Source organism: Pseudomonas sp. R2-37-08W, from assembly GCF_003851705.1.
In the GTDB taxonomy this organism is placed as follows: domain Bacteria; phylum Pseudomonadota; class Gammaproteobacteria; order Pseudomonadales; family Pseudomonadaceae; genus Aquipseudomonas.
Map to the genome: position 1 here is coordinate 189,743 of NZ_CP027728.1, position 16,988 is coordinate 206,730.

The 16,988-nt window shown below is 63.1% G+C and carries 13 protein-coding genes; all 13 read left to right on the plus strand.

The genetic code is table 11. The features are described from left to right. The first annotated feature begins 5 nt into the window (after positions 1-5). Entirely contained in the window at positions 6-263 is a 258-nt protein-coding gene (locus C4J93_RS00775; RefSeq protein ID WP_124360704.1) for a DUF2789 domain-containing protein, read from the plus strand. Positions 264-607: 344 nt separating this feature from the next. Further along, positions 608-1,027, plus strand: a complete 420-nt coding sequence (locus C4J93_RS00780) for a MarR family winged helix-turn-helix transcriptional regulator (RefSeq protein WP_124372366.1) — start codon at positions 608-610, stop codon at positions 1,025-1,027. Further along, positions 1,024-3,102, plus strand: coding sequence for an FUSC family protein (locus C4J93_RS00785; protein WP_124428331.1), 2,079 nt, complete (start codon positions 1,024-1,026; stop codon positions 3,100-3,102). The genes C4J93_RS00780 and C4J93_RS00785 overlap by 4 nt, the downstream gene beginning before the upstream one ends. Further along, positions 3,099-3,308: a DUF1656 domain-containing protein gene (locus C4J93_RS00790; protein WP_003187469.1), complete on the plus strand. Its 210-nt coding sequence runs from the start codon at positions 3,099-3,101 to the stop codon at positions 3,306-3,308. The genes C4J93_RS00785 and C4J93_RS00790 overlap by 4 nt, the downstream gene beginning before the upstream one ends. After that, positions 3,305-4,195 (plus strand): HlyD family secretion protein, encoded by an 891-nt coding sequence (locus tag C4J93_RS00795; protein ID WP_124428332.1) that lies wholly within the window; start codon positions 3,305-3,307, stop codon positions 4,193-4,195. Before C4J93_RS00790 ends, C4J93_RS00795 begins: the two co-directional genes overlap by 4 nt. Next, entirely contained in the window at positions 4,192-5,634 is a 1,443-nt protein-coding gene (locus C4J93_RS00800; protein ID WP_124428333.1) for an efflux transporter outer membrane subunit, read from the plus strand. The genes C4J93_RS00795 and C4J93_RS00800 overlap by 4 nt, the downstream gene beginning before the upstream one ends. 77 nt (positions 5,635-5,711) lie before the next feature. Further along, positions 5,712-6,344, plus strand: a complete 633-nt coding sequence (locus C4J93_RS00805) for an NADH:ubiquinone oxidoreductase subunit N (RefSeq protein ID WP_124365346.1) — start codon at positions 5,712-5,714, stop codon at positions 6,342-6,344. 239 nt (positions 6,345-6,583) lie between these two features. Beyond that, positions 6,584-8,080, plus strand: a complete 1,497-nt coding sequence (locus C4J93_RS00810) for a YdgA family protein (RefSeq protein ID WP_124402640.1) — start codon at positions 6,584-6,586, stop codon at positions 8,078-8,080. A gap of 301 nt (positions 8,081-8,381) precedes the next feature. Then, positions 8,382-10,862, plus strand: coding sequence for a poly-beta-1,6 N-acetyl-D-glucosamine export porin PgaA (pgaA, locus tag C4J93_RS00815; RefSeq protein WP_124428334.1), 2,481 nt, complete (start codon positions 8,382-8,384; stop codon positions 10,860-10,862). 12 nt (positions 10,863-10,874) lie between these two features. Further along, positions 10,875-12,872: a poly-beta-1,6-N-acetyl-D-glucosamine N-deacetylase PgaB gene (gene pgaB, locus C4J93_RS00820; protein WP_124428335.1), complete on the plus strand. Its 1,998-nt coding sequence runs from the start codon at positions 10,875-10,877 to the stop codon at positions 12,870-12,872. A gap of 2 nt (positions 12,873-12,874) precedes the next feature. Continuing rightward, positions 12,875-14,215, plus strand: a complete 1,341-nt coding sequence (gene pgaC, locus C4J93_RS00825) for a poly-beta-1,6-N-acetyl-D-glucosamine synthase (RefSeq protein WP_124428336.1) — start codon at positions 12,875-12,877, stop codon at positions 14,213-14,215. Between the two features lie 2 nt (positions 14,216-14,217). Next, positions 14,218-14,700, plus strand: a complete 483-nt coding sequence (pgaD, locus tag C4J93_RS00830) for a poly-beta-1,6-N-acetyl-D-glucosamine biosynthesis protein PgaD (protein ID WP_124360714.1) — start codon at positions 14,218-14,220, stop codon at positions 14,698-14,700. A 537-nt stretch (positions 14,701-15,237) separates the two neighbouring features. Further along, a complete protein-coding gene (locus C4J93_RS00835) occupies positions 15,238-16,959 on the plus strand; it encodes a ShlB/FhaC/HecB family hemolysin secretion/activation protein (RefSeq protein ID WP_124428337.1) in 1,722 nt (573 codons plus the stop codon). The last annotated feature ends 29 nt before the right edge of the window (positions 16,960-16,988 follow it).

Consider the following 16,988-nt stretch of genomic DNA (forward strand, 5'->3'; position numbering starts at 1 on the left):
CCGCCATGGAATCGCCTGTGCATAGCTTGTCGTCACTGTTCAAACAGCTTGGATTAGCGGATGACCCGGTGAGCATTGAGCAATTTGTGGCGGTTCATTCACCGCTCAAGCCGGAGCTGAAACTGGCGGATGCGTTTTTCTGGACCGATAGCCAAAGAGCGTTTTTGCGTGAGGAGATTCTGGAAGATGCGGATTGGGCGGTAGTGGTGGATGAGTTGAATGTGATGTTGCGGGGCGGGCGAGATGTGCAAAAAAATGTGTGAAAAGGCCAAAACTTGAAAAAAAATGGTGAGGGTTGAAAAAAACCGAGCTTTAGTTGGCTAGGTGAATTTTTTTTGAGGTTGCATGATGTCTTTACGCCTCTCTAAATGTGGGAGGGGGCTTGCTCCCGATAGCGGAGTGTCAGTCGACAGTTTATTGCCTGTTTCACCGCTATCGGGAGCAAGCCCCCTCCCACATTCGTCCAGCGGTGTCAGCGCTATACCGCTCCACTCATCCGCGAAATTGTTTCCAAACTTGACGGACGCGCATCGTTCCACCATATTGATAGTTAGCAAACTAACTGTATGCGAACGATCCCGTGCCTCAATCCCTCGAACAACTCCAGATGAACCTCAGCAGCAGCATGGTGGTGGGCGCCCGTAATTGGCGCAAAATCTGCCAGACCACGCTGGTGAGCTATGGCATCTCCGAAGCCTGCGCCGTGCCGCTGCTGATGATCGGCCGCCTGGGTGACGGCGTGCACCAGGTCAAGGTGGCCCAGGCTTCCGGTATGGAGAGCCCCTCGTTGGTGCGCCTGCTCGACCGCCTGTGCAGCGACGGCTACGTGTGCCGCACCGAGGACATTCACGACCGCCGCGCCAAGGCTTTGAGCCTCACCGAGCGCGGCCGCGAACTGGTGCAGGCGGTGGAGGCGCAGCTGGTGCGCCTGCGCAGGGACGTCCTGGCGGATCTGCCCCCCGACGACCTGCAAGCGGCATTGCGCGTTCTGCGCGCCTTCGAGGCGGCCGAGGCTGTGGCGCCTTGAACGGATTCTTGACCGGCTTTCCGCCCGCTCGCGACTGGTTCTACGGGGTGCGTACGTTCGCCGCTTCGATGATCGCGCTGTACATCGCCATGCTCATGCAAATGCCGCGTCCCTATTGGGCGATGGCCACGGTGTATATCGTCTCCAGCCCCTTTGTCGGCCCCACCAGTTCCAAGGCGTTGTACCGCGCCATCGGCACCTTGATGGGCGCGGCGGCGGCGGTGTTTTTTGTGCCGATGTTCGTGCAGTCGCCCTACATCCTGGTGGTGGTGATCGCGTTGTGGACCGGGACCTTGCTGTTTCTCTCCCTGCACCTGCGCACCGCCAACAACTACGCGCTGATGCTGGCCGGCTACACCTTGCCGCTGATTGCCCTGCCGGTAGTGGACAACCCGCTGGCGGTGTGGGATGTGGCTGAGGCGCGTACCGAGGAAATCTTCCTCGGCATCGCCGTGGCGGCGGTGGTGGGCGCAATGTTCTGGCCGCGTCGCCTGATGCCTGTGTTCGATGGCTCCGTGGCCAAGTGGTTTACCGACGCCCAGGTCTACAGCCAACGTTTTCTCACCCGCGATGTAGACCCGGAAGCCGTCAGCAGCCTGCGCGGTGGCATGGTCGCGACCTTCAACACCCTCGAATTGATGATCGGCCAGTTGCCCCACGAAGGCGCGCGGCCGCAGACGGTGCGCAACACCAAGGAACTGCGCGGGCGCATGATTCACCTGTTGCCGGTGATCGATGCCCTGGACGATGCGGTGTACGCCATCGAACATCGCGCCCCCGAGTTTCTCGCTCAGCTCACGCCATTGCTCCAAGAGGCCAACGCCTGGCTGGACAGCACCACCCAAGCAGCCCCGCTTGAACGTTGGCGCGTGCTGCGCGACCAGATCGACGCCGCGCAACCCCAAGGCGAAGCGCTGGACGACCGCCACACGCTGCTGTTCTCCAACGCCCTGTACCGCCTGGGCGAATGGGTCGACCTGTGGCAAGACTGCCGCAGCCTGCAAGCCGCCATCCAATGCGAAAGCCAGGACACCTGGCGCGCCGTGTACCGTCACTGGCGCCTGGGCCGGCTCACGCCGTTCCTCGACCGAGGCCTGATGTTCTACTCGGCGTTTTCCACCGTCAGCGCGATCATCGTCGCCTCGGTGCTGTGGATCCTGCTGGGTTGGACCGACGGCGGCAGCGCAGTGATCCTGGCCGCCGTCGCCTGCAGCTTTTTCGCCTCGATGGACGACCCCGCACCGCAGATCTACCGGTTCTTTTTCTGGACCGCCATGTCGGTGCTGCTCGCCAGCCTGTACCTGTTCCTGGTGCTGCCCAACCTGCACGATTTCCCGATGCTGGTGCTGGCGTTCGCCGTGCCGTTCATCTGCATCGGCACCCTCACCGTGCAGCCACGCTTTTACCTGGGCATGCTGCTGACCCTGGTCAACACCTCATCGTTCATCAGCATCCAGGGCGCCTATGACGCGGATTTCCTCAACTTCGCCAACGTCAACCTGGCCGGTCCCGTAGGCCTGCTGTTTGCCTTTATCTGGACCCTGATCGCGCGGCCCTTCGGCGCGGAACTGGCGGCCAAGCGCCTGACCCGTTTCAGCTGGCGCGACATCGTCAGCCTCACCGAACCTGCGACCCTGGCCGAACACCGGCATATGGCCGCGCAAATGCTCGACCGCCTGATGCAGCACCTGCCGCGGCTGGCCCTTACCGGCCAGGACACCGGCACCGCGCTGCGCGACTTGCGCGTGGCGCTGAACCTGCTCGATCTGCTCGCCTACTCGCCGCGCATCCTCGGCGTGCCACGCGTGCTGCTCAATCAGGTGGTGGAAGGCGTGGGCGGTTATTTCAAGGCGTGCCTCAAGGCCGGTGAACGCTTGCCCGCGCCCAGCGGTCTGCTGATGACCCTGGACCGCACACGCCGCGCCCTCAGCGGCCAGGGTCTGCAAGACGACGGCGACACGCGCCTGCACCTGCTGCATGCCCTGGCCGGCCTGCGCCTGGCGCTGTTGCCTGGCGTGGAGTTCATTGGCGGCACGGAAATGGAAGCGCCGCTACCCGATGGAGCGCCTTTATGATCGGTGACCTGGATATCAGCGGCGTATTCCTGCCCACGCTGCTGGTGCTGATGGGCATTACCTATGTGTTGTTTCTGGTGGTGCACGGGCTGTTGACGCGCATGCACTTCTATCGCCTGGTCTGGCACCGGGCATTGTTCAATGTGGGGCTCTACGCGCTGTTGCTGGGCGCGGTGGACTCACTCAGTCGATATTTGATGACATGAAAAAACCTTTTTTGACCATCGGCCGTGTAGTCCTGACGCTGTTGATCGTGAGTTTCGCGGTCGTCGTCGTGTGGCGCATGGTCATGTACTACATGTTTGCGCCCTGGACCCGCGACGGGCACATCCGCGCCGACATCGTGCAGATCGCCCCGGACGTGTCCGGGCTGATCCAGCGGGTGGACGTGCGCGACAACCAACTGGTGACCAAGGGCCAGTTGCTGTTTGCCGTCGACCAGGACCGCTTCAAGCTGGCCCTGCGCCAGGCCCAGGCCGCCGTGGCCGATCGCCAGGAAACCCTGGCCCAGGCCCAGCGCGAGTACAAGCGTAACCGTGGCCTGGGCAACCTGGTGCCCAGCGAGCAACTGGAAGAAAGCCAGTCCCGCGTGGCCCGTGCCCAATCGGCGCTGGCCGAGGCGCAAGTGACGGTGGATTCCGCCCAGCTCAACCTCGACCGTTCGGTGATCCGCAGCCCCGTGGACGGCTATGTCAACGACCGCGCGCCGCGCACCCAGGAGTTCGTCACCGCCGGGCGGCCGGTGCTGTCGGTGGTGGACAGCAATTCCTTCCATATCGACGGCTACTTCGAAGAGACCAAGCTCGACGGCATTCACGTCGGCATGGGCGTGGATATCCGCGTGATCGGTGACAACGCCCGCCTGCATGGGCATGTGCAGAGCATCGTCGCCGGTATCGAAGACCGTGACCGCAGCAGCGGCTCCAACCTGCTGCCCAACGTCAACCCGGCGTTCAGCTGGGTGCGCCTGGCCCAGCGGATTCCCGTGCGTATTGCCTTTGATGACGTGCCGCCGGACTTTCGCATGATCGCCGGCCGTACGGCGACGGTGTCGATCATCGATGACAAGGCCAAAGCCGGAGACCAGCCATGAAGCAACTGCTGGCCACCGCTGCGCTGGGGGTGTTGCTGTCGGCCTGCCAGGCGGTCGGCCCGGATTACAAACTGCCGGACACCGCTGCCGTCAACCGTGGCGACCTGCAAGGCGCTATCGCGGGGGAGGGCAATAACGTGGTGTCCGCGCCCGTGCCGACGGACTGGTGGAAACTCTACAAAGACCCGCGCCTGGATGAGCTGGTGCGCCAGGCCATGGCCTCCAACACCGACTTGCGCGTGGCGGCCGCCAATTTGCAACGCGCGCGCTATCAGACCCAGCAGGCCGAATCCGCAGGCGGCTGGAGCGCCGGCGCCAAGGCCGAAGCCCAGCGGTTGCAGGAGTCCGGCGAAGCCTTCTTGCTGGAAGACAAAGTCCCGGTGGGCAACATCGGCAGTGTCGGCATCACCACCTCGTATCAATTCGACCTGTTCGGCACCCTGCAGCGTGGCATCGAAAGCGCCCAGGCCAGCGCCGATGCGGCCCAGGCGGCCGCCGATATCGCGCGCATTACCCTGGTGGCCGATGTGGTGCGTTCCTACACCCAGGTCTGCGCCGCCAACGAAGAGCTGGCGATTGCCAACGAATCCCTCGACCTGCAAGCGCAAAGCACCCGGCTCACCCAGCGCCTGCGCGACGCCGGGCGTGGCGATGAAACCCAAGTCACGCGCTCGCAAACCCAGTACAAATCCCTGCGCGCTGATATGCCGCGCTACGAAGCCGCGCGCCAGGCGGGGCTGTTCCGGCTGTCGATGCTGCTCGCCAAACCGCTCGAGCAACTGCCGGCCGGCACCGCCAGTTGCGCCGAGCTGCCGCACATTGCGCAACTGTTGCCGGTGGGCGACGGCGCGGCCCTGCTCAAGCGCCGCCCGGATGTACGCCAGGCCGAACGTCAACTGGCCGCTGCCACCGCACGCATCGGCGTGGCCACCGGCGCCTTGTACCCGGACATCGCCATCGGAGCCACGGTGGGCACGGTGGGCCTGCTCGACAACCTCGGCCAGCCGGCGACCAATCGCTGGGGCTTTGGCCCGATGATCAGCTGGACAGTGCCGACCAATGGCGCCCGCGCCCGTATCCACGAAGCCGAAGCCGCGACCCAGGGCGCCCTGGCGCATTTCGACGGGGTGGTGCTCAACGCGATCCGCGAAACCCAGACCGGCCTGGCGCAGTACACCGCCATGTTGCAGCGCCGTGAGGCGCTGGCCGATGCCGAACGCTCGGCACGTGAGGCTGCGGACCAGACCCACCGGTTCTTCCAGGCCGGGCGCGAGTCGTTCCTCGCCGACCTGCAAGCGACTCGTACCTACACCACCATGCGCGCGCAATTGGCGGCGGCCAACACCCAGGTTGCGATGAGCCAGATCGACCTGTTCCTGGCCCTGGGCGGCGGCTGGGAAAGCGGACGAACGCAAGGGGTAAAACCCGGCAATCCATGAGGTGATAGCTATGCTGTGTCTAAGGGGCGTAACGCCTCGCCTGACACTGCTCGCGTTTGCTCATGGGGATTCCAATAATGAAAAACCCTTATGCTCCCGCTTTCTGGTGCGTGCTCTTCGCACTGGTGCTGTTATCGGCCGCGTATTTCTACGGGGTCATGCTCGCCCACCAACTCGACAAGGCCATGGTGTTTCTCGACAGCGCCTGTCTGGTTATCGGCACCTTGTCCATCGGCGTGGTGGCCTGGGCGTCCTATCAAAACCAGCGGGTGAAGCGAAAACTGCTTGAGCAAGGCAAGACCCGCGTAACGATCTGGGACACCAAGGTTGCCCTGCGCCGTGTCGAAACCGTGTTCGATCGCTATTTCTGGGGCAGCTACTGGCAACCCGGGCGCACCTTCCAGGAAGTCATGGGCGACCTCACCGGCACGCCCCTGGAAAAAAGCCTCGAAGTCCTCAAGAAACAGTGCGTGGTGCTCGACCGGCAGGTCGCGGACGGTAGGCACTGGCTCAATAATGCGCGGGAATTGTCCGATGTCGCCACGCAGATGGCCCGTGAGCGCTATCAGCTGGACTTCTGTGACCCCAAGACCGACACCCCCGGCAATGCGGTCATACACCGTGAGTTTGAGGTGTTGGTCTACACCTGGACGGCGCGCCTGAAGAGCTTCGATCACCAGTTGGATGAAATTGAACTGGAGTACTCCTGAACTCCTGCTGAACTGATCCCTCTGAAAGGCTGGGCCGTTTGCGCCCGCCAGTGCTAATCTTCCCCAGCCTTTCGGCCATACGGGCCAGTACTGTAGGAGCGAGCTTGCTCGCGAAAAACGTCAACGATAACGCGTGCATTCTGAATGAACGCGGTGCCTATGCGTTCTTCGCGAGCAAGCTCGCTCCTACAGTTCAAGGAAGACAGCCCACCTCTCACAGGATTTGATCAGGTCACTTCATGAATAAGCCAGCAGTCGTTCTTTTGGGTTTCGTTGTCGCCGTTGGCGTCGTCAGTGCAGGCGGCGCCTGGTACACCGGTAAACAACTGGAGCCGGTCCTGCAAACCGCGATCCAGAACGCCAACAAGGAACTGCAGACCTCCATGGCCGGGGTCGACGGCAGCGTGTCCCTGGAACTGGTATCCCTGGACCGCGGCGTGTTCAGCAGCACCGCCCATTACCGCCTCAAGGGCCAGGGCAGTGTGTTCGGCGAGCAAAACCCGAACCCCGAGCTGCTGTTCGTCGACCATATCGAACACGGCCCGTTGCCGTTCTCGCGCCTGGTCAGCCTGAAGTGGTTGCCAGTGATGGCCACCAGTCACTACGCACTGGAAAAGAACGCCACCACCGAACAATGGTTCGCCGCCAGCAAAGACGTGTCGCCGCTTAAAGGCGTGGCCAATATCGGTTACAGCCGTTCGGTCAGCGGCAATGTCGAGCTGCTGCCCCTGGAATTCAAGGACGACAAGTCCTCGGTGAGCTTCTCCGGCGCCAACCTCGACTTCGACAGCAGCGCCGAAGGCCAGAAGGTCAAGGCCGACGGCTATATGAACAGCCTCAAGGTCGCGGCGGTCGATGCCAACGGCGACGCGTTCGAAGCCGAGCTGGCCGGCCTGACCGTCGCCAGCAACCTGGCCAAATCCACCTTCGGTTTCTACACCGGCCAGAACACCATCGAACTGACCGACACCAAGGTTACCTTCGGCCCGCAGAAAGCCGTGCTGACCCTCAAGGGCTTCGAGCAGAAAGACTCCAGCGAAACCAAGGACAACAACCTGGCCGGCCGCGTCGACTACAAGATCGACGAGATCGGTTACCAGGGTAAGCCGGTGGGCTCGGCCGCCATGGCCGTCAGCATGAAAAACGTCGATATCCCGGCGATGCTGGTGCTGACCAAGCTCTACCAGGACAAGATGCAGCCGGTGCAAGCCGCTGCCGCTGCCGGCCAACCCGCGCCGGAGCTGCAACTGACCGAAGCCGAGCAGACCCTGGCCGAAGCCAACGTCAACCAGGTGCTGGCCGCCAAGCCGCAACTGGCCGTGGAAAACCTGTCGCTGAAAACCACCCATGGCGAAAGCAAGTTCAGCCTGGTACTGGACCTGGCCAAGCCGGCCTCCATGGAACTGCCGCCGGTTGAACTGGGCAAGCAGATGATCTCGCTGCTGGACGCCAACCTGAGCCTGTCCAAGCCGATGATCGGCGACGTGGCCGCGCTGCAGGCGCAGGTCGGCGGCGTGACCGACCCGAAAGCCATCGAACAGCAATCGCAGATGGCGGCCGATATGGTCAGCGGCGTGGCCGTGGGTACTCAACTGGCAACCCTGGAAGGCACCGATGTGGTGTCCAAGCTGCACTACGCCAATAACGAAGTGACCTTCAATGGCCAGAAGATGACTGTCGAGCAGTTCATCAGCTTCGTGATGTCCAAGGCCGGCGCAATGAGCGGCGCGCAATAACCCTGAAATGCAGTTAAAAATGTGGGAGGGGGCTTGCCCCCGATAGCGGAGGGTCAGTTAAAAATTTACTGACTGACACTTCGCCATCGGGAGCAAGCCCCCTCCCACATTTTGTTTTGTGCTTGGCAAAAAAACGCGTTCAGCCAATTCTGAACAATTGTTCTGAATTGCCCTTGGCCTCGCCTGGCTGAGGGATAGTTCCCATAGGAAAGCTAGGTCGGGTCCCGAGACGCCGACACCCTGATGCACATCGCTCAGGATCACCCATCGTTGCAGCTTTCCTTGTAAGGAAGCTGACGCCATGTTGCCAATCCATTCACTCAGTGCATCAGGCCGGTTGCGGTTGCTCATCGGAGCAGCCCTGTGCAGCCAATTGCTGATGCCCGCCTATGCCGTGGCCGACCCTGCCTATGACGCGCTGATCATCCAGGCCCGCAACGGCCACTTCACGCCGGCCCTGACTCAACTGCGCCAACTGTCCGCCGAACGTCAAACCCCTGGGCAGGTCAGCGATCACCTGGTGATCGCCGGTTGGGCCGGGCAGGACGCCGAAGTGCTGAAGGTGTATGAAGCCCAGGGCAAAAATCGCAACCTGACCAGCCAGGCGCTGGCCACCGTGGCGCGCACCTATCGCAATCAAAAACAGTGGGCCCAGGCCGAGGCGGTCTATCGCCAGGCGCTGGTGCGTGAACCAAACAATATCGACCTGCAACTGGGCCTGGCGCTCACCCAGGCCGATGGCGGCAAAGCCACCGAGGCGGTGCAACGTTTGCGCGCGCTGGTGGCCGCGCAGCCGAATGACCCCAACCGTCGCATGGCCCTGGGCTACGCGCTGAGCCGTGCCGGCTTGAACTACGACGCGCTGTTTGAGTTCGACCAGGCGTTTATACGCGCCGGCGACAAACCCGACGTGGCCCGTGAATACATCGTCGCCCTGCAAAAGGCCCGCCTGCCGGAAGCCGCGCTGCGCCTCTCGGCCAAGCGCCCAGGTCTGGTGGACGCGGTGACCCAGCGCCGCCTGGAAGGCGACCTCGCCGCCGAGCGCGTGCGCATCGCCGAGTTCGCCACGCGTACCGAAAAAGAACGCTACGTGGTGGCCGACCGCGCGCTCAATGACTACGACCGGCTGATCGCCCGCTGGGCCCCGGACGCCAGCGCCCATGACGACGTGGTGCGCTGGCGCATCGACCGCCTGGGCGCGCTGAAGGCCAGGGCGCGTACCGCTGAAGTGATCCGCGAGTACCAGACCCTCACCGGCGAAGGCGTGCAGTTGCCCACTTACGCGTTGCGTTGGGTTGCCGCGTCGTATCTCGACCAGCGCCAGCCGGAGAAAGCCGAACCGCTGTACCGCCAGGTGTTGACCGCACCGGATGCCGACGCCAGTTACCGCGTCGACGACAGCACCGCGTTGTTCTACGCGCTGCTGGAAAGCGACAAGATCGAGGACGCCCGCCAGGTCGCCAACACCCTGGCCAAGGAACAGAACCCCCGCGTCGAACTCAAGGGCCTGCCGATTGGCAACCCCAACGACAACTGGATGGACGCGCAACAACTGGCCGCCCAGGCCGGCACCTTCGGCGGCGACCTGCCGGGCAGCGAAGCCAGCCTGGAAGCCCTGGTGGCCAAGGCGCCAGGCAACGTCGGCCTGCGCATCGCCCAGGCCGACATGTACCGCGCCCGTGACTGGCCGCGCCGCGCCGAAGGCACTCTCAAGGAAACCGAAGCCCAGGCCCCACGCGACATCGGCCTGGAAGTTTCCCAGGCCTACACCGCCATGGACCTGCAGGAGTGGCGCCAGATGGACGCCCTCACCGACGACGTGGTTGCGCGCAACCCGGACAACCGCCAAGTGCAACGCCTGCGCCGCCTGCGCGATGTACATGACATGGCCGAACTGCGTGTCGAGGCCTACACCGGCAAAAGCTATGGCGGTGGCAATGACAACGACGCGGGTGCCGTGGCCGGTAGCCGTGACTGGGGCATTGAAAGCGTGATCTACACGCCGCCCATCGACGAAGACTGGCGCCTGTTCGCCGGTGCCGGCTACGCCACCGCCGACTTCAGCGAAGGCACCGGCCAGCACCGTTGGCAGCGCGTGGGCGTGGAGCGGCGTACCCGCGACATGACCATTGAGGCCGAAGTGTCCAACCATTCCTACGGCGATGGCTCCAAGCAAGGCGCGGCAGTGTCGATTGCCCGCGACATCAATGACCACTGGCAGTACGGCGGCAGCGTCGGCTACCTGCTCACCACCACGCCATTGCGCGCCTTGAACGACGGCGTCACCGCCAATGGCGGCAGTGGGTTTATCCGCTGGCGCGCCAATGAAAGCCGCGAGTGGAAACTGACCCTCAGCCCGTCGCACTTCAGTGACGGCAACGACCGCTTCGAAGCGCTGCTCAGCGGCCGCGAAGGCCTCTACAGCTCACCCAATGTGCAAGTCGACCTGGGCCTGGAAGTGGGCGCCAGCCGCAACAGCAAGGAAGACACCGCGTACTTCAACCCGAAGTCGGACTTCACGGTGTTACCGATGATCAACGTCAATCACGTGCTCTATCACCGCTACGAGACCCAGTGGAGCCAGCAGTTCCAGATCGGTGCGGGTACCTACAGCCAGCGCGACTACTCCACCGGCGGCATCGGCCTTATCGGTTACGGCCAGCGCTTTCGCTGGAACGACGTACTGGAAATGGGCGCCAATCTCAGCCTGATCAGCCGACCTTATGACGGTGATCGCGAACGCGATCTGCGCCTGCTCGTCGACCTCACTTACCGTTTCTAGAAGAGCCTGACCATGACCGTCCTCAGCCGTTGCTTGTTGGTCCTGGGTGTAATGCTGGCCGCCGCCTGCGCCCAGCAACCCGCGCCCTACACCCCACCCGCGCAGCGGCCAACAGCGCCGAACGAAGCGCCTTGGCCGAAAAACCATTTCCTGGGCATTGCCTATCACGACGTCAATGATCGCGACCCCGACCAGACGGTGGTGGCGGTACGCACCGAACGCTTGATCGAGCAACTGTCGTGGCTGCGGGAGAACGGCTACCAGGCGGTCAGCGTCGACCAGATCCTGGCGGCGCGCAACGGCGGCCCTGAACTGCCGCCCAAGGCCGTGATGCTCAGCTTCGACGACGGTTATACGAGCTTCTACACCCGCGTGATGCCGATTCTGCGCGCCTACCACTGGCCGGCCGTGCTGGCGCCGGTGGGCTACTGGATCGATACGCCACTGAACAAGCCGGTGGACTTCGCCGGCTCACCGCGACCGCGTGGCGAATTCCTCACCTGGCAGCAGATTCGTGAAGTGTCCCAGTCGGGCCTGGTGGAAATCGCCGCGCACACCGACGCCAGCCACACCGGGATTCTGGCCAACCCCCAGGGTAACCTGGAGCCGGCGGCGACCTCGCTGCGCTACGACCCGGCGACCCAGCGCTATGAAACCCAAGCGCAGTTCCAGGCGCGGATGCGGGCCGATGTGGCGGCCATCACGCAGAAAATCCGCAGCGTGACCGGCAAGGCGCCACGGGTTTGGGTATGGCCGTACGGCGCGGCCAAGGGCACGTCCCTGGCGGTGGTCAGCGAGCAGGGCTACCAGATGGCTCTGACCCTGGAAGACGGCCTCGACAGCCCCGGCAACCTGATGAACAGCCCACGCTTCCTGGTGGCCTCCGACCCGGACGGCGAGCACTTCGCCAACAGCATCGTCGCGGCGCAGACCCCGGCGCCGCTGCGCGTATTGCATGTGGACCTGGACAACGTCTACGACCCCGACCCGGCCCAACAGGCGCGCAATCTCGACGTACTGGTCCAGCGGGTAGTGGATATGGGCGTCGGCACGGTATTCCTGCAGGCCTTCGCCGACCCCAAGGGTGACGGCCTGGTGCATTCGCTGTATTTCCCCAACCGTCATCTGCCGGTGCGCGCCGACTTGTTCAACCGCGTCGCCTGGCAACTGCACACCCGCGCCCATGCTGCGGTGTATGCGTGGATGCCGGTGCTCAGTTTCGCCCTCGACCCCAAGCTGCCCCGCGTGACCCGCTGGGACCCGCAAAGCGGCAAGCTGGGCGCCGATCCTGATCAGTACAAACGCCTGTCGCCGTTCGACCCGCAGGTGCGCAAAATCATCGGCGAGATCTACGAAGACCTCGCCCGCAACAGCGCCATCGACGGTGTGCTGTACCACGACGACGCCGTGCTCTCGGACTTCGAAGACGCCAGCCCCGCAGCGCTCAAGGCCTATACGGCCAATGGCTTGCCGGGCAGCATCGCGGCCTTGCGCGCAGACCCGGCAACGCTGCAACGCTGGACCCGCTTCAAAAGCCGCTACCTGATCGATTTCACCCAGGAGCTGACCACCAAGGTGCGCGCCATCGCCGGGCCGCAGGTGCTGACCGCTCGCAACATTTTTGCCGAGCCGATGCTCAACCCGGCCAGCGAAGCCTGGTTCGCGCAGAACCTCGATGACTTCCTGCAGGCCTATGACTGGACCGCGCCGATGGCCATGCCGCTGATGGAAGGCCAGTCGCTGGAAAACTCCAACGCCTGGCTGGAAAAACTGGTCGCCACCGTCAAGGCCCGCCCCGGTGCGCTGGAGCGCACCGTATTCGAACTGCAAGCCAAGGACTGGCGTACCCAGCAGGCCCCCGATATCAACGCTGTGCAAATGGCCGAATGGATGGGTGTGCTCAAACGCCAGGGGGTCAAGAGCTTTGGCTACTACCCGGACAACTTCCTGGAAAACTCGCCGGACCTGAAGACCGTACGCCCGGCCCTTTCCAACCAGTGGAACCCTTGATCATGTTCGACAGAATCCTGGCTTTATTCGTGTTGGCGTTGGTACTGGGCGTGCCCCTGGGCCTGATCTTCCTGGTCACCGGGCAGTTCCTGATGGACTTCGTGTTTTTCTACCCGTTGTTCATGTCTGCGCTGTGGATCGCCGGCGGCCTGTACTTCTGGCTGCACTGGGAGCGCCACTGGCCGTGGAAGGAAGACACCCCGGCGCCGATCCTGGCCGGCAACCCGCTGATCTCGATCATCATCCCCTGCTACAACGAAGGCGATAACGTCGCCGACACCATGGCCGCCGCATTGGCCCAGGTGTATCCGAACATCGAAGTGATCGCGGTCAACGACGGTTCCAGCGACAACACCGCCGCCGTACTCGACGCGCTGGCGCTGCAACACCCACGCCTGCGCGTGCTGCACCTGGCGCAGAACCAGGGCAAGGCCGTGGCCCTGCGCATGGGGGCGGTGGCCGCGCGCAGTGAATACCTGGTGTGCATCGATGGCGATGCGTTGCTCGACAAAAACGCGGCGGCCTACATGGTTGCGCCGATGCTCGACAACCCGCGCCTGGGCGCCGTGACCGGCAACCCGCGTGTACGCACACGCTCAACCCTGATCGGCCGGGTACAGGTGGGCGAGTTCTCCTCGATCATCGGCCTGATCAAGCGTACCCAGCGCGTGTTCGGGCGGATCTTCACCGTGTCGGGGGTGGTGGTGGCGTTCCGTAAGAAGGCGCTGAACCGCATCGATTACTGGAGCACCGACATGATCACCGAGGACATCGACGTGAGTTGGAAGCTGCAGCTCGATCACTGGGCGATCTTCTACGAGCCGCGCGCGCTGTGCTGGATCCTCATGCCCGAAACCGTCGGCGGCCTGTGGAAACAGCGCCTGCGCTGGGCCCAGGGCGGCGCTGAAGTGCTGTTCAAAAATATCCGTGGCATCTGGCAATGGCGCCATCGCTACCTGTGGCCGCTGCTGTTCGAGTATTGCCTGTCCACCGGCTGGGCGTTCACCTTCCTGCTCTCGGTGTTTTTCTGGGGGCTGGGTAAATTCATGGTGTTGCCGCAGGCGATTACCGTCGTCTCCCTGGTGCCCCCGGCGTTTACCGGGCTGGTGCTGGCGATGGTATGCCTGCTGCAGTTCGCGGTGAGCATCCTGATCGACCGGCGCTACGAAAAAGACCTGTGGAAAACCCTGTTCTGGACCGTGTGGTACCCGATGGTGTTCTGGCTGGTGAGCCTGTTCACCACGCTGGTCAGCTTTCCCAAGGTGTTGTTCAACCAGCACCAGAAACGCGCCCGCTGGGTCAGCCCGGACCGTGGTATCAAACCTGCCCAAGAGGAGGCGTGACGATGAAACTGGTCAGAACCCGCCAGCACCTGGTGATGTGGATCATCGATGTATTGCTCACCCTGCTGGCCTGGGGCGGCCTGGTCTGGCTGCTGGCCCGGGGCATGAGCGCCATGCTCGAAACCCACGGCGGCCCGCGCCTGGAAGCACCGATTTTTGCCGCGCTCAATACCTTGCAGATCTATCTGTGGATCGCCCTGTTCAACGCCGTGATCCTGATCGCCTGGGCGCGCTACCAGCAGCGCAAAGGGCGCAAATTCGCCCAGCGTCGCGCCGAGGCGAATGCGCTCAGCGATCAGCACTTGAGTGAAAGTTTCAACCTCGGCGCGGGCGACCTGGAACAACTGCGCCGGCCTGGCGTGCTGGTGATCCACAACGATGAAGAGGGTGGCGTGGGAGAAGTGAAGTCCCACGTGTCCCGCGACGTCGAACGCCCCGGCCTGGCCCTGGTGCCCGGCTCGGAAAAAGACAAGGGCATTGGCTAGGCTCTTCAATGCTGTGAATACCCAATGTGGGAGGGGGCTTGCCCCCGATAGCGGTCTATCAGCCAAATAAAGATCATTCCCACGCTCCCGCGTGGGAATGCCTCCTCGGACGCTCCGCGTCCCGCCAACCGCTCACACAGGTGACGCGGAGCGTCACGGGCTGCATTCCCACGCGGAGCATGGGAACGATCCCCTAGGCGCAGCGGTTCAATCCCTGTTCTCGAAATTCCGATAAGTGGGATCCAATTCACAAAACCCCCGCGAACTTTCCTCCAATCCCCGGTACTAACCTAGCGACGACACCTGATGGCTAAATAATGGCGATCAATGGCTGCTCAGTCGAATCCTCATCGAAATAGCTGCCGCCGGTCGGATTAAACGTTTCCGCGATCAGCCTGAAAGCTGCTAGATGATTAAATTTTGTTACTAATCAATACATTAACGGCCAGGCGCACTCAAACACCCAACAGCCCAGCTTCTTGGACTGCTGGAAGTTCGATGTTAGTTTGCCGGCCCTTGATTTTCGACGGATCGAACATGCCTCTGTTAATGCCACGGACTCGGTTTCTTCTTTGCACTGTGTTGCTCACTTGCCTGGGCCTGAACACTGCATTCGCCGCCCCCACCCCCGGCGACCAGGACCTGATCCGCGACCGTCAAAACCGCCTGCTCGAAGAGCAGCAGCGGCGGCTGCAGGAACTCCAGGACCTGCCCGGCAAAGCAGCCAAGCCCGAAGCCCCGGCCACCCCCGCCGACACGCGCTGCTTCCCGATAAACGACATCGAACTCAAAGGCGCCGACAGCCTGCCGGCCGCCGACCGCGAGCGCCTGCTCAAGCCGTATATCGGCCAGTGCCTGGGCGTGTCCCAGCTCAACGAACTGCTCAAGGCCATCACCGACTACTACCTCGGCAAAGGCCGCGTCACCAGCCGTGCCTACCTGCCACAGCAGGACCTTTCCAGCGGTCACCTGCAAGTGTTGGTGGTGGAAGGCAAGCTCGAAGCCCTGAAAAGCGCCGAGGGCAGCACGGTGACCGAGCGCGAATTGGCCATGGCCTTTCCCGGCAAGGTCGGCGAGGCGCTGAACCTGCGCGAAATAGAGCAACTGGTGGACCAGCTCAACCGCCTGCCGTCCAAACAGGCGCAGATGGAGCTGACCCCCGGCAGCCAGGTCGGCGGCAGCGACGTGGTGGTCAAGAACACCGCGCAAAAGCCCTGGCGCGCCAGTCTGTCACGCAATAACGACGGCCAGAAAAGCACCGGCGAACAGCAATGGGGCGCCGGCCTTGAGTGGGATAGCCCGCTGGGCCTGGGCGACCAGTTGATGCTGCGCGGCGGCCACGACGCCATCAGCGACCATCAGAAAACCTCGAAAAACACCCTGCTCTACTACAACGTGCCATGGGGCTGGTGGAACTTCAGCTACAGCTACAACGAGAGCGACTACCGCACCTACCTGTTCGTCGATAACGCCAAGTACAAGCAGGACGGCGACAACCAGAACCACCAGCTGCGCGCCGAGCGGGTGATCCATCGCGATGACGTGAGCAAGACCTCGGTCAACGTCGGCCTGGCGCACCTGCGCACCAACAACTACCTCCTCGACGTGCGCACCGCGCCCAGCAGCAACCGCCTCAGCGAACTGCAACTGGGCATCAACCACGGCCGCCGTATCGGCAGTGCCTTCGTCAACCTCGACTTGGGCATGCAAAACGGCATCGGCCTGCTCGACGCCCAGTCGCAGGAAGAGCGCGATGAATTCGGCCGGCGCCAGCCGAATTCGCGCTACCGCAAATACACCGCCACCGTCAGCTACCTGCAACCGTTCAGCCTGTGGGGCGAGTCGTTCAGCTTCAGCAGTTTGGCCACCGGCCAACGCAGTGAAGACATCCTGTTCAGCCCGCAACGCATGAGCCTCGGTGGCTCGGCCTCGGTGCGTGGCTTCAAGGACCAGTTGCTGACCGGCGACAGCGGCGGCTACTGGCGCAACGAAGTGCGCTGGGCGCGCCCGGTGACCCTCGACTGGATGCGCCCGGCCTTCTTCGAATACGGCGCCAGCGTCGGCTACGACCAGGGCGTGATCAGCAACGACCGCTACAACGACAACCTGCATGGGCGGGTCTCCAGCAACTCCCTGGAACTGTTCGCCCGCGGCAAAAACGTCAGCACCAGCGTGACCTTTGCCCACTCGTTAGAAAGACCTGGCGTGATCACCGAGCGCGAAGCGCCGATCTACTTCCGCATGGATTTCTTCCTGTAATTCAACGCCCCGCTGCAATGAGAACCTGA